Source organism: Winogradskyella forsetii, assembly GCF_013394595.1.
Classification (GTDB): Bacteria; Bacteroidota; Bacteroidia; order Flavobacteriales; family Flavobacteriaceae; genus Winogradskyella; species Winogradskyella forsetii.
This window is the reverse complement of the sequence record NZ_CP053348.1, coordinates 84,340-97,589: the sequence shown is the minus strand read 5'-3', so window position 1 is coordinate 97,589 and position 13,250 is coordinate 84,340. Positions and strand designations below refer to the sequence as shown.

Annotated in this window: 11 protein-coding genes; 1 reads left to right on the top strand and 10 read right to left on the bottom strand. The window is 35.6% G+C overall.

The features are described from left to right. Positions 1–120: 120 nt before the first annotated feature. The 7 genes from pgi to HM987_RS00350 all read right to left on the bottom strand — a co-directional run bounded on the left by pgi (position 121) and on the right by HM987_RS00350 (position 8,438). Positions 121–1,767 (bottom strand): glucose-6-phosphate isomerase, encoded by a 1,647-nt coding sequence (gene pgi / locus HM987_RS00380; RefSeq protein WP_179004266.1) that lies wholly within the window; start codon positions 1,765–1,767, stop codon positions 121–123. Next, the gene (locus HM987_RS00375; protein ID WP_179004263.1) at positions 1,767–3,083 is read right to left on the bottom strand and encodes a M23 family metallopeptidase; all 1,317 of its coding nucleotides are present in this window, start codon (positions 3,081–3,083) and stop codon (positions 1,767–1,769) included. Before HM987_RS00375 ends, pgi begins: the two co-directional genes overlap by 1 nt. 5 nt (positions 3,084–3,088) lie before the next feature. Next, positions 3,089–4,021, bottom strand: a complete 933-nt coding sequence (locus HM987_RS00370; protein ID WP_179004261.1) for a tryptophan 2,3-dioxygenase family protein — start codon at positions 4,019–4,021, stop codon at positions 3,089–3,091. Positions 4,022–4,029: 8 nt separating this feature from the next. Continuing rightward, positions 4,030–4,821 carry a DUF3108 domain-containing protein gene (locus tag HM987_RS00365; RefSeq protein ID WP_179004259.1) on the bottom strand — a complete coding sequence of 264 codons (792 nt, stop codon included), beginning with the start codon at positions 4,819–4,821 and terminating at the stop codon, positions 4,030–4,032. 640 nt (positions 4,822–5,461) lie between these two features. Beyond that, a complete protein-coding gene (gene hppD, locus HM987_RS00360; protein ID WP_179004256.1) occupies positions 5,462–6,622 on the bottom strand; it encodes a 4-hydroxyphenylpyruvate dioxygenase in 1,161 nt (386 codons plus the stop codon). A gap of 18 nt (positions 6,623–6,640) precedes the next feature. Beyond that, entirely contained in the window at positions 6,641–7,144 is a 504-nt protein-coding gene (locus HM987_RS00355) for a CCC motif membrane protein (protein WP_179004254.1), read from the bottom strand. Positions 7,145–7,265: 121 nt separating this feature from the next. Next, complete coding sequence (locus HM987_RS00350) at positions 7,266–8,438, bottom strand: homogentisate 1,2-dioxygenase (RefSeq protein WP_179004252.1); 1,173 nt, start codon at positions 8,436–8,438, stop codon at positions 7,266–7,268. 392 nt (positions 8,439–8,830) lie between these two features. On the opposite strand from HM987_RS00350, the gene HM987_RS00345 reads away from it, so the two are divergent. Continuing rightward, complete coding sequence (locus HM987_RS00345) at positions 8,831–9,598, top strand: XRE family transcriptional regulator (protein ID WP_179004249.1); 768 nt, start codon at positions 8,831–8,833, stop codon at positions 9,596–9,598. A 72-nt stretch (positions 9,599–9,670) separates the two neighbouring features. On the opposite strand, the gene HM987_RS00340 is transcribed toward HM987_RS00345, so the two are convergent. From HM987_RS00340 to HM987_RS00330, 3 genes are all read right to left on the bottom strand, one after another. After that, on the bottom strand, positions 9,671–9,964 hold the full coding sequence (locus HM987_RS00340; protein WP_179004246.1) for a F0F1 ATP synthase subunit epsilon: 294 nt from the start codon (positions 9,962–9,964) through the stop codon (positions 9,671–9,673). A gap of 80 nt (positions 9,965–10,044) precedes the next feature. Then, positions 10,045–11,553, bottom strand: coding sequence for a F0F1 ATP synthase subunit beta (gene atpD, locus HM987_RS00335; protein WP_178990872.1), 1,509 nt, complete (start codon positions 11,551–11,553; stop codon positions 10,045–10,047). 180 nt (positions 11,554–11,733) lie between these two features. Then, positions 11,734–13,245 carry an SGNH/GDSL hydrolase family protein gene (locus HM987_RS00330; protein WP_179004243.1) on the bottom strand — a complete coding sequence of 504 codons (1,512 nt, stop codon included), beginning with the start codon at positions 13,243–13,245 and terminating at the stop codon, positions 11,734–11,736. Positions 13,246–13,250: the final 5 nt, after the last annotated feature.

The window sequence follows — 13,250 nt, the reverse complement described above, 5'->3', positions numbered from 1 at the left end:
CGCAATACTCTAACTAAAACATTAACTCAATGTTAACAATCCATATCTATATACAATAATTGTAGAATTGTCAAATTCTATGCACGCATAACGAATTTAATTAAAAAAAATTAACAGATTTTAATAATTCTTATTATAAAATGCTATTAAATTTTGAGTAGACGCGTCGTGTTGTGAAGATGAATTAGCTTCCTGAAGTTCTGCTAATATAGATTTTGCTAATTGTTTCCCTAACTCAACACCAAATTGATCGTAACTATAGATATTCCAAATAATACCTTGTACAAAAATTTTGTGTTCGTACATGGCAATGAGTTTTCCTAAGCTTTCTGGTATTAATTTTTGAATTAAGAGTGAGGTTGTTGGTTTGTTCCCTTCGAATACTTTGAAAGGTAAAAGGTTTTTTATCTCATCTTCGGACGCTGATTGCCCTTTTAATTCCGATAAAACCTCTGCTTCTGTTTTACCGTTCATCAAGGCTTCTGTTTGAGCGAAATAATTGGACATCAACTTATCGTGATGGTCTTTGTTTCCGTAAAGTGAATTAACAAATCCAATAAAATCAGTCGGAATCAATTTAGTTCCTTGATGAATCAATTGAAAAAAGGCGTGTTGTGAATTCGTTCCTGGCTCACCCCAAATTAATGTACCTGTTTGGTAATTTACTTTGTTCCCAGCTCTATCGATACTTTTACCATTACTTTCCATAATGCCTTGTTGCAAATAGGTAGCAAACTGATTTAAGTATTGTGTATATGGAATAATGGCTTCGCTTTCCGATTGAAAGAAATTATTATACCAAACGGTTAATAGTGCTGATATTACTGGAATATTCTCATTGAAATCTGTCGTTCTAAAATGCTCGTCCATTTTGTGCGCGCCATCCAATAAGCTCTCAAAATGCTTATGCCCTAAGGCTAAACTTATAGAAAGCCCAACGGCACTCCATAGTGAAAATCGTCCACCAACCCAATCTTTCATTGGGAAAATATTCGCTTCATCGATTCCGAAGTTCTTTACACTTTCAATGTTAGTTGAAACCGCTACAAAATGTTTAGAAACCGCTTCTTTTGGCTGTGATCCTAAAAACCAAGCTCTAATGGAATTGGCATTGCTTAAGGTTTCTTGTGTTGTAAAGGTTTTAGATACAATCACAAAAAGTGTGGTCTCAGGATTTAAGTTTTTAATGACTTCTTGGTAATGGTCACCATCGACATTACTTACGAAATGGGTAGTCAACTGATTTTTATAAAACTGAAGAGAATCTACCACCATAGCTGGCCCCAAATCTGAACCTCCAATTCCGATATTAACAACATCTGTTATTGCTTTTCCTGTATGTCCTTTATGAGTACCGCTAACAACAGCGTTTGTGAAATTTTCAATCTTTTTCTTTACCTCATGCACTTCAGGAATCACATTTTCGCCATCAACTAAAACCTTAGCTTCTTTTGGTGCTCTTAAAGCCGTGTGTAATACCGCTCTTCCTTCAGTGGCATTAATGACATCGCCATCAAAATATTTTGAAATGGCATTTTTTAGGTGCACCTCTTTTGCTAATTCAATTAACAAATCGATGGTTTCTGTTGTGATTCTGTTTTTAGAGAAATCGACAAAAAAGTCTTCCCACTTTACCGTAAGACCATTTGCTCTTTCAGCATCATTTTTAAACATGTCCTTTAAATGCTGCGATTTAATAGTTTCAAAATGTGCCTGTAATTTTTTCCAAGCTTCTGTGGTGGTTGGGTTGGTTGCTTTTAGTGCCATTATTGTATGTCTGTTGTTAAATCTTCGCTTATGTTGTTTTCTGTTTCCTTTGGCTCAGCTTCTAAGAAGAAAATATTGTCCAGGCGTTGCTTTATAGGTTTTATATGGTCTAGGAATTTCACTTTTAAACTGTCTGAAATTGGTTTGGCTTCCGGCAGCTTTTGTTTAAATGGATCTACCTGACTTCCATTTTTCCAGAAACGGTAGCACACATGTGGACCACCTGTATTTCCTGTCATACCGACATAACCAATTATATCGCCTTGTTTTACAAATTGGCCTTTTTTAACCGCTTGTCTGCTCATGTGCAAATATTGAGTAGAATAGGTATCATTATGCCTAATTTTCACATATTTTCCGTTGCCACCGCGTCGCGTAGATTCGATTACGGTTCCATTGGCAGTTGCCATAATCGGTGTACCAATTGGTGCAGCAAAATCGGTTCCTTTATGCGGACGGACTTTATAACCATAAACTGCAATACGGCGTTTCAGGTTATAACGAGATGATATTCTACTAAACTGTACAGGTGCCTTTAAAAAAGCACGTCTTAGATTTTTTGCGTTTTCATTAAAGTAATCCCGAATGCCTTTTACAGAATCGGTTTCAAATTCGAAAGCATATAAAGAATCGCCGTTATGCTCAAAATAAGCGGCTTTAACATGATGGACACCAGCATAAATAGTGTCATCAATGTATTTGTCCGTATAAAGCACCTTGAAACGGTCGCCTTTTTGCAACCTTCTAAAATCTATAGTCCAGGCATAAATATCATCCGCCATTTTATAGGCTAATTTCTGACTTAATCCTTTTTCCTCTAAAGTTGAGGAAATACTACTTTCTATAATACCAGTCGCTGTTTTTTCAACAAAAGTTACTGGTTTTTTGTTGGTGTAAGCATGAATGGAATCTTTTAAATTTATGACCACATATTTCACTTGATCTGCCTGGTAAATAAAAGTTTCTGGACTGGGAAGACTATCCTTTTCAGACTCTTTTGAAAACAGCAAGGTATACGGTTTTCCTGGATGAAGTTTTCTGATATCGAAAGTGTCTTTAGTGACCTCTGCTATTTTAAAAATATCAGGATAGCCAATATTATTACGTTGAAGAATTTCACCAAAACTATCACCTTTTTGAATGGTATCCCGCTTTACAATATAGTTATTGATATCGAAACCAAATTCAAGAATCTTTTCTTCTTCAACAATTTCGGCTTCTTCTTTTTCGTAAGCGACTTCGGCAGAATTATCTTCTTTACATGTCCATAAACTTGCAGCAATAATGACTATTGCCAGGCTATTTCTTAATTGCATTAACTTTATAAATTATTTCCCCAATTTTCTAATTCTTCTTCGCTCCACAGTTCTGGGAAAAAAATACGTTTCTGATATTTTGGATGCATGTATTTTTTCCAGTCACTTCCTCCTGTTGCTTCTCCATCTCCAATGCCGCTATCAATATAATGTTTGGCTGCGTTGTAGTGTGCCATTACCCAGCTTACGTTAACGGTGTAATCGTAATGCCGCATGGCTTTTACAAGCTCTTCATTTTTTTGATCCTTTTCAGGCAACTCTTTAAAACGTGTCCAAAGATTTTTAGTGTTATAGGTTTCCATAAACCTTAAAAACTCATCTTTGTAACGTTTTTCAAAATTAACTAAAAGTGTGGATTTTTTCCCTGTTTTATGGTCTTTTCCTGCCGCTTGCCAATATAAATGTTCAAAAGCATGTGTAAACGGTGTCTCTCTATCAATATCTTTTCTAAATCTATAATCAATAAGATTGATTAATTCTGTAGAAGCAAACTCAATAAGTCTGTATTGAGCGCTTTGAAAACCACTTGCTGGAGTGAGGGTATATCTAAATTTCATATACTGCTCTACTTCCATACCCTCTCTCATAATGTTGAAAGACGTGGATAGCATATCGAAATAACGGCTAATTCTCATCAGTTTACTTTCAAAAAAAGTAACGTCGATATCTTCTTTTTCTGCGACTTGGGAAATTTCCCAAAGTATCATTTTAAAAATCAATTCGTTAATTTGATGATAAGCTATAAATACCATTTCATCTGGAAGCGTTGTCCGTTGAATTTGCAAATTCAGTAGCGCATCTGTTTGTATGTAATCCCAATAAGTTATGGGTTTGCTATAAAGTAAGCCGTATAAATGGTCGTCTGTGTCTTGGTCAATTGCTATATACTTCTTTTGAAGTTCTTTTACAATATTATCGAATTTATGTAAATCGTGCATGTTATTAATTAATCAAATTCTATTTTAAAGGAGTGTTTTAAACCTTTAAATTCTACAAGATCTGCTCGAAGGGAACCCACAGCTAAATCTGCTTTTACTTTTAAAGGTATCTTATTTTTATCGGCACTTACCCAAAGTGTCAAACTTTCTTCTTCTTTAAAAACACGACCAGCCATAACGTAAGGCCTAAATTTAATAGTTTTTACTTTTACCTCACTGCCATTAACTTCTACCTCAATGGTTTCTTTGCCTAAATATTTTAATTTAAAACCGTAGTTTTCTTCATCAAAAAACATATTGGTTTCAATCTCGTCACCTTCTTTTAAATCGCTTATATCAATTTTATTTCTTAAATAATAATACATGGAAACCATATCCTGAACATCTTGTTCGGTAGTTACTTTTTTAGTTTCCTTGTGTTTTTTATTGTTTACCTCAGCAATGTTATTTTGATGATCAAAGGTAATTTCTATATCCTTGGTGTGACCACCTTCGTCTATTTTTCTAATGAATTTATAGGGAGCGCCTGTGGCTTTATCGAAATAACTTTCGTAACGATCCTTGACTTTAAAAAACCATTTTATGGCACCAGTTGTCCAACCTTTTCCGACAACATGATACACTGGTTTCCCTTCCAAATTTGTTTCATTAACCGATAATGTTGCGTTTCCTGCTTTTAGAAAACCACTGTAGCTCATTTCAAATTTAAACCACTCGCCTTCCTGAAATGCAGATTCCTTTTCAAGATTTGCTGCTTGAAACCCTGCAAAGCATAATATTAAGGTTAAAATATGTTTCATGTGTTTTTTTCTATTGAATTTTGGAGATCACAAGTGTTTAGCTTTTTGCCATTGGCTTAGCTCACAACACTTTTAACATGTTCGTTTCAAAATCCTAGTTTGTAAATGTAATTAATGTAACGCATTTTTTGTGTTACAATTATCTTAAGAACTTATATGGTCTTATTATTTTCCCTGCAACCCGCCTGCCGGACGGGCAGGAATTTCCATTTTGCACTCTAATTTTGCTTTTTTTTATAAATATAGCCATGCTATGTTGATAAAAAATAACTTCATTACAGCACAAAAGCAAAACTTTTCGGTCTCAAATAATAAGTCCATATAAGTTCAAATACAATTACTATTCCAAAGGTAACAAATCGCTGAAATACAATCTAAAAAGTGAAGTCAATTTGAAGAAATTATTACTAAATGCTCACATTTTTCAATTCAATCGATGTAAGTTTAGAAGCCCTTAAATTTCCAACGTGGACTTTTAAAAGGTTATTTGTTAGAATTATTTGAATACTCAAAATCTGTTCAGTTTTGAGTTCCTTCCCACTAGTATTGAGCACACTAAGATATAGGAAGGCTAGTATGAACGTAGAGTTAGTTTTTTTATTAGCGCATTTAGTTTAGGGGACTAAATGCGCTTTTTATTTTACAGGGTTCCTCTTTTTTCTTGCTCGCGTTCAATGGATTCAAACAATGCTTTAAAATTACCAGCTCCAAAACCTTGTGCTCCCATGCGCTGAATAATCTCAAAAAACAACGTTGGCCTATCTTCTACTGGCTTCGTAAAAATTTGGAGCAAATAGCCTTCTTCATCAGCATCTATCATGATTGATAATTTTTGAAGTTCGCCAATATCTTCTTTCATCATATTCATATGATCGCCCAATCGCTTTGGAATATCATCATAATACGCCTGTGGTGGAGGTGGTAAAAACTCGACTCCTCGTGCTTTTAATTGAGCTACGGTATTTATTATATCGTCTGTTGCCACAGCAATATGTTGGACACCTGACCCTTCATAAAAATCTAGGTATTCTTCAATCTGAGATTTTTTAGCCGCTTTTGCAGGTTCGTTAATTGGAAATTTAATTCTGCCATTTCCGTTACTCATCACTTTACTCATAAGTGCCGAGTATTCCGTATGGATTTGTTTATCATCAAAAGATAAAAAATTAACAAAGCCCATAACATCTTCGTACCATTTTACCCATTGGTTCATTTGACCCCAACCAACATTGCCAACCATGTGATCAATGTATTTTAGGCCAACAGGTTCTGGATTGTAATCGCTTTTCCACTCTACAAATCCTGGCATAAACTTGCCTGTGTAGTTTTTACGTTCTACAAACATGTGTACGGTTTCTCCATAGGTGTAAATTCCTGCTCTTACGACTTCTCCAAATTCGTCTTTTTCAACGGTTGGTTCCATGTACGACTTTGCACCTCGTTTGGTAGTTTCCTCGTAAGATTTGCGAGCATCATCTACCCAAAGCGCTACGACTTTAACACCATCGCCATGTTTTACAATATGATTATTGATTTCAGATTTGCTGTTTAATGGTGTTGTGAGCACTAATCGAATTTTATCCTGTTTTAAAACATAGCTCACAGAATCTTTAGATCCCGTTTCCAAACCTCTATACGCAAACGACTGAAAGCCAAAGGCTGTTTTATAGAAATGCGCAGCTTGTTTGGCATTACCAACATAGAACTCTACATAATCCGTTCCCAAAAGCGGCAAGAAATCTTGCGCTCCTTCAAATATTTTCTCTAAACCGTAGTTTACACTTTTTACTTCTTTTGCCATAATTGTTTGTTTAAACTCTCATCCTTCTTTAAAGGTTTTAAGTAATTTATTTTCTATTGAATCTATATTAATAGAATCCATTTCCGATTCAATAATATAATCATCTTCTTCCCAAGTGTTAATGGTATCAGACTCGGAATCTGAATTATAATAATCATCGCTTTGATAGTAGTCATCATCTTCAAAATGTCCATTTTCAATACCATCTAAAATAGCAGAAGAAATTAATGTGCCATAAAACGCAAACGCAGCAATGGCTACTAAAAAGACAAGACTATTTATAACAATAGCAATAATATTGATGATCTTAGCGGTATTAACATTACTTCTCGATTGTGGTTCGAAAGCATCTGGATTTTCACCAAACTCACGTAAACTTTTATTGGCAACGACTAATCCGATGATTGACATCGCTAATGGAAAAATAGCTGTAATTCCATAGCAGCAACAGCCAGCAATACCAATTACTAAAGCTAGTATACCCAATATTAGTGCTAATGGATCCGCGGGTAATTTATTCATAAATAAAAGCCCATCCTAGCCTTCCTAATTCAACTGCGCTCAGCACAAGCTTGGGAAGGGACTCTAACTGTTGGGCAACAGCGTCTTTTTTATTAAACATTATTTCCTTTTTTTAACCAATTTAAGTCCCCTTTGGGGATTCCAACCAAGACTTAAAATAATCTTCATCTGCAATTTTTAAAGCTTCTTCTGTAACTTTCAAAGGCTTGAACGTATCTACCATTACAGCTAATTCTTCTGTTTTAACCTTGCCAATACTTTTTTCCATTGTTCCAGGGTGTGGTCCATGAGGAATGCCAGCTGGATGCAATGAAATATGTCCTGCATCAATATCATTCCTGCTCATAAAATCACCATCAACGTAATACAAAACCTCATCACTATCTATATTACTATGATTGTATGGTGCAGGCACGGCAAGTGGATGATAATCATACAAACGTGGTACAAAACTACAAACCACAAAAGCATCAGTTTCAAAAGTTTGATGCACAGGAGGTGGTTGATGTACACGTCCTGTTATGGGTTCAAAATCGTGAATAGAAAATGCATAGGGATAATTATAACCATCGTAACCTACCACATCAAAAGGATGTGAGGCATAGACCATATCAAAAATCTCATCTTGCTTTTTAATTTTTATTAAAAAATCTCCTGACTCATTGTTGGTTTCCAATTCTTGTGGTTGACGTAAATCGCGTTCACAAAAAGGCGAATGCTCCAATAACTGCCCAAACCAATTTCGGTAACGTTTTGGTGTATAAATTGGTCTTGTAGATTCAACAATAAATAGACGATTATCTTCGGTATCGAAATCGAGTTTATAAATGATGCCTCTTGGCACTAAAAGATAATCTCCGTATTTAAAATCTAAGTTTCCTAAGTGCGTTCTTAGTTTTCCTGTGCCTTTATGGATGAAGATCAACTCATCGGCATCCGTATTTTTATAAAAATAATCCTTTGTTGAATGCTTTGGTGCCGCTAATATGATATTGCAATCACTATTGGTGAGTACAATTTTACGACTGTCTAAATAATCGTTCTCTGGTTTTACTTGAAACCCTCTAAACCGATACGATTGCATATTGTTTTCTTTAGCAATCTTTGGCGCAACACTATACTGCCTTTTTATTTCCTTTACCTGTGTTGGCCGTTGTTCATGATAACTGTTGGTGGACATACCGTCAAAACCAATAGTACCGAACAATTGCTCGTAGTAAAAATCGCCATTTGGTTTTTTGAACTGCGTGTGGCGTTTTGATGGAATTTTTCCTAATTTATGATAGAATGGCATGTTTTGTAAAGTTTAAAAGTTGAAACGTTTATGAGTTTAACTTACTGTTGACTGAAAATGCTTGAGTTCAACTGAATGCTTAAAGGTACAAAAAATGAAGGGATGCTGAAATACTGAAACAAGTTCTGCACGTGCAAATTCAATATAACATGAATGTCATTCTGGATTCCTTTTGATAAGGAAATGAAGATGAAGTTTTATGTTTGGCCAAAATGGTGTCATGTGTTACAAATATCGAAAAATTATATGAGATTTTGAAACTAATTAATTCAACATATAATATGTTTTTTTCTCGACACTAAAAATTAACATTCGAGATTTTAAAAATTGCTATCATATGTAGTTAATAATACTTATTTTTGTAGTTAAAGATTTCAAATCTAAAAAATTCTATGAAACCCATACAAGCCAATATAAAACATTTACGTGCTTTAAAAAAGATATCCCAAGAACGCTTTGCAGATGAACTCAACTGGACGCGCTCTGTTGTTGGTTCTTACGAAGAAGGTCGCTCAGAGCCACCAATAGACCGTTTAATAGACTTATCTAATTTCTTTGATATTCCTATTGATATTCTGGTAAAAAACGATTTACGGAAAGCAAAGGACACCTCTTTTATTGAAGTTGGTAACAAACGTGTGTTGTTTCCTGTAACTGTAAATGAAGACAATGAAGATTTAATAGAAATTATACCTGCAAAAGCGACAGCGGGTTATTTATCCGGTTATGATGATCCGGAATATATAGAACAACTTCAAAAAATTAAATTACCGTTTTTACCCACAGGAACACACAGAGCTTTTCCGATAAAAGGCGATTCTATGCTACCAGTAAAAGATGGCGCATTTATAGTAGCCAAGTTTTTGGAAGACATTGCCGACATTAAAAATGGGCGCACTTATATTATATTAACCAAAGATGATGGCCTGGTATATAAGCGTGTTTATATTCCTGAAGGAGATCTATCAAACTTACTATTAAGCTCCGACAATAAAAGTTACCAACCCTATTTAATTGCCCGTGAAAATATTTTGGAAATTTGGGAATTCACATGTTGCATCAACACTCAAGAATACGATGAAAAAGAACTTAAATTGAGCAGTATTATGATGTTATTTCAGGAATTGAAGGTGGAATTAGAAGCCGTAAAACGCATGTAAGATCATAAAAGGAAAGAACAAAAAAAGCACGAAATTAATTATTTCGTGCTTTTATATTTTATATAACAATCTTTAGTCAGCCAAGATAATAACCTTGTTGTCTTTCATTTCAACAGTACCAGAATTAATCTTAACCGTTAAAACTTTTTTATCATTATTATGAGGTACCACAAGTGCATGTAATTCATCAAAGACCAGATGGCTTTGTGCATGCGTGTTTATTTTCACAATACCTTCACTTAATGTTGATACTATGGCTGCGTGATTATTCAACATTTGAAACTCACCCTCTACACCTGGAACCGTTACAGAATCAACTTCTGAACTGAATATAGTGGCTTCTGGTGATACAATTTCTAAATACATAGTCTTTTCAGTATTCAGTACTCAGTATTCAGTACTCAGTAGCAACACTGCTATCTGTGACCGCTTACTGCATACTAGTTTTACGCCTCAGCTAACATTTTCTCTCCTGCTTCAATAGCCTCTTCAATTGAACCTTTAAGGTTAAATGCCGCTTCTGGTAAGTGATCTAATTCACCATCCATAATCTGGTTAAAACCTTTAATTGTTTCTTTAATATCTACCAATACACCAGGTATACCAGTAAATTGCTCAGCTACGTGGAACGGTTGAGATAAGAAACGTTGTACACGTCTTGCTCTACCTACAGCCATTTTATCTTCTTCAGATAATTCTTCCATACCTAAGATGGCAATAATATCTTGTAATTCTTTATAACGCTGTAATAACTCTTTTACACGTTGTGCACAAGCATAGTGCTCATCACCTAATATCTCAGCGGTCAAAATTCTTGATGTAGAATCCAATGGATCTACCGCAGGATAAATACCTAACTCCGCAATTTTACGAGACAATACAGTTGTTGCATCCAAGTGAGCAAACGTTGTTGCAGGTGCAGGATCCGTTAAATCATCCGCAGGTACGTAAACCGCTTGTACAGATGTAATAGACCCTCTTTTAGTTGACGTAATACGCTCTTGCATGGCACCCATTTCAGTTGCCAATGTTGGTTGGTAACCTACCGCAGAAGGCATACGACCTAATAGTGCAGATACCTCAGAACCAGCTTGTGTAAAACGGAAGATATTATCTACGAAAAATAATACATCTTTCCCCTGCCCTTCACCAGCGCCATCACGGAAATATTCTGCTATAGTTAATCCTGAAAGTGCTACACGAGCACGAGCTCCAGGAGGCTCATTCATTTGTCCGAATACGAAAGTCGCTTTAGATTCTTTCATGATTGATTTATCAACCTTCTTCAAATCCCATCCACCTTCTTCCATCGAGTGCATAAAGTCATCACCATACTTAATAATTCCTGACTCTAACATTTCACGAAGTAAATCATTTCCTTCACGTGTTCTTTCACCAACACCTGCAAATACTGAAAGTCCACCGTGACCTTTAGCGATATTGTTAATCAATTCTTGAATCAATACTGTTTTACCTACACCAGCACCACCAAATAATCCAATTTTACCACCTTTTGCATAAGGCTCAATTAAATCGATGACTTTAATACCCGTAAATAAAACTTCCGTTGACGTTGATAAATCTTCAAATTTTGGAGCTTGTCTGTGAATCGGTAAACCAGCATCACCAGCTTTAGGTAAATCACCTAATCCATCAATAGCATCACCAATAACATTGAAAAGACGTCCGTAAACATCTTCACCAATTGGCATTTGGATCGGAGCACCAGTGGCGTGAACTTCGGTTCCTCTACTTAAACCATCTGAAGAATCCATAGCGATAGTACGTACGGTATCTTCACCGATGTGAGATTGTACTTCTAATACTAATTTAGAACCATCTTGGTTATTAATTTCTAACGAATCATAAATCTTTGGAAGCTCTGAACCAGCAGCGAATTCTACATCGATAACTGGACCTACGATCTGTGCAACTTTACCTGTAACTTTTGACATTACTCTTATGTTTTTGTTTTGCAATAATTTGAATATGAAAAACACCTTTCCCAATCCTATTGATTGTGTGCGTTTTTCGCGCTGCAAATATAGCGTTTTATTTCATTAAAAAAATGAGGAAACGGCAAAAAAAATCACGCTCATTCAAAGCGTGATTTTTTATATGATAATTAAAATAATTTACTGCAAGGTTGGCGAATAAAACACTGGATAGTTATCTGATTTTGCAAGATTTCCTGAGGCTGCAAAGTTAGAACCATAGGTTGCGTCAATTGCTTTCAAGAAACTATTTGCCATTAGAGCATAACCTCTGGCCGTAGGATGTATACCATCTAAACTAACTAAACCACCTGTAACTAAGCTCGTATTTAAAGTGTAACCGTCAAACTCAACACCAGTAGTAGATGCTTGTACTAAAATTGAATTCAAATCTACCAAAGCTAAACCATTTGCACTGGCTGCAGCAGAAATACTAGCGTTGTAAGCTTGTGTCGCTACTGTAATTTCATCTTGTTCTTCAGGCGTTAACACCCATTTGTCAGCCAATGGTATAGCAACACCATTTACGGTTTGTGGATTGCCTGGAACAGCTTCAGTGCCAATAAAACTTGAAGCAGGTAAAACAATTAAATCATCTACAGTAGCTTGTCGCATGCTAATCAATGCTGGGTTTATAACCGTTAAGTCCGTTAAATCTTCATCTATAATTACCACTGCATTTCCTGCTCCAGCAGCAAAAGATATGGTACGCTTAGCAATTTCAGCATCAGCCATTTCCTGTGTCATAGGTGTATTGGCAACTAAAAAGGCAAATGCTTGTACAATACCAGCATTATAGGCGCCATATGCACTCGCACTATTTAAAAAACCTGCAGTCGCTGCATCTAAAGGAACAGGATTGTGAGGTACTGTTGTAAAATGGGATAAACTTGTAATATTAGGTAAATTACCTATCGCACCTTTTGCTCCATTAGCCGTTAAACCAGCGACCAATGCATTTAAAGATGCATCAAATGTTGCGGTATCAGTTATTGGATTTGTTCCATCTCCACCAGTTGTAGCATAACCCAAAACATCATTACCTCCAATTTCAGATAAGGTAAAGAACGTTGGATCTTGAGCTACAGCTAATTCTAAAATAGAAGCATTTGGCGTAGTTCCTGTGACACGTACTGCATAAGGATTTGCATTAGGTAAATTTTGGATGTTTCCATAACCATTAGTTACTAAATGGAAGCTTTTAGCTCCAGGGATTCCAAAATTATTAAATGGCCCAGACGGATTATTTGTAGCCAAATCAGTACCAACAGTAATAGGACCAATCAAAGATTCTATAGGCACAGGTCCTGCGCCTCCAAAAACTAATCGAGGTTCAGCGATTCTGTTACCTCCTAATGCCAAACCACCCAAGTTATCATTCATTAGAGGTTGTGTAAAACTTCCCCCACCTACTTTAGCAAATTGATTTGCCATAATATTTGGGAATGAACTTTCTTGAACAGCCATAAATAGTGCTCCATCGGTATAACCCGCTGTAAATGAAGCTCCAACTGCAACGAAATTGGAAAAATCTGCAGTACCAGCCGTTAAATTAGGTAAAGGCTCATTTCCTGTAATAATCTCGTCATCAGTTTCACAGGCAAAAAATGCTAAGGCCAGAAAGCTTAAACATATATATTTTATAGTTTTCATATTTT

Excerpts from the sequence above, each read along its gene's own strand:
- HM987_RS00350 (WP_179004252.1), bottom strand. The coding sequence starts at position 8,438 with ATGCCATTCTATCATAAATTAGGAAAAATTCCATCAAAACGCCACACG.
- HM987_RS00355 (WP_179004254.1), bottom strand. The coding sequence starts at position 7,144 with ATGAATAAATTACCCGCGGATCCATTAGCACTAATATTGGGTATACTA.
- hppD (WP_179004256.1), bottom strand. The coding sequence starts at position 6,622 with ATGGCAAAAGAAGTAAAAAGTGTAAACTACGGTTTAGAGAAAATATTT.
- HM987_RS00370 (WP_179004261.1), bottom strand. The coding sequence starts at position 4,021 with ATGCACGATTTACATAAATTCGATAATATTGTAAAAGAACTTCAAAAG.
- HM987_RS00375 (WP_179004263.1), bottom strand. The coding sequence starts at position 3,083 with ATGCAATTAAGAAATAGCCTGGCAATAGTCATTATTGCTGCAAGTTTA.
- HM987_RS00330 (WP_179004243.1), bottom strand. The coding sequence starts at position 13,245 with ATGAAAACTATAAAATATATATGTTTAAGCTTTCTGGCCTTAGCATTT.
- HM987_RS00345 (WP_179004249.1), top strand. The coding sequence starts at position 8,831 with ATGAAACCCATACAAGCCAATATAAAACATTTACGTGCTTTAAAAAAG.
- HM987_RS00340 (WP_179004246.1), bottom strand. The coding sequence starts at position 9,964 with ATGTATTTAGAAATTGTATCACCAGAAGCCACTATATTCAGTTCAGAA.
- HM987_RS00365 (WP_179004259.1), bottom strand. The coding sequence starts at position 4,821 with ATGAAACATATTTTAACCTTAATATTATGCTTTGCAGGGTTTCAAGCA.
- atpD (WP_178990872.1), bottom strand. The coding sequence starts at position 11,553 with ATGTCAAAAGTTACAGGTAAAGTTGCACAGATCGTAGGTCCAGTTATC.
- pgi (WP_179004266.1), bottom strand. The coding sequence starts at position 1,767 with ATGGCACTAAAAGCAACCAACCCAACCACCACAGAAGCTTGGAAAAAA.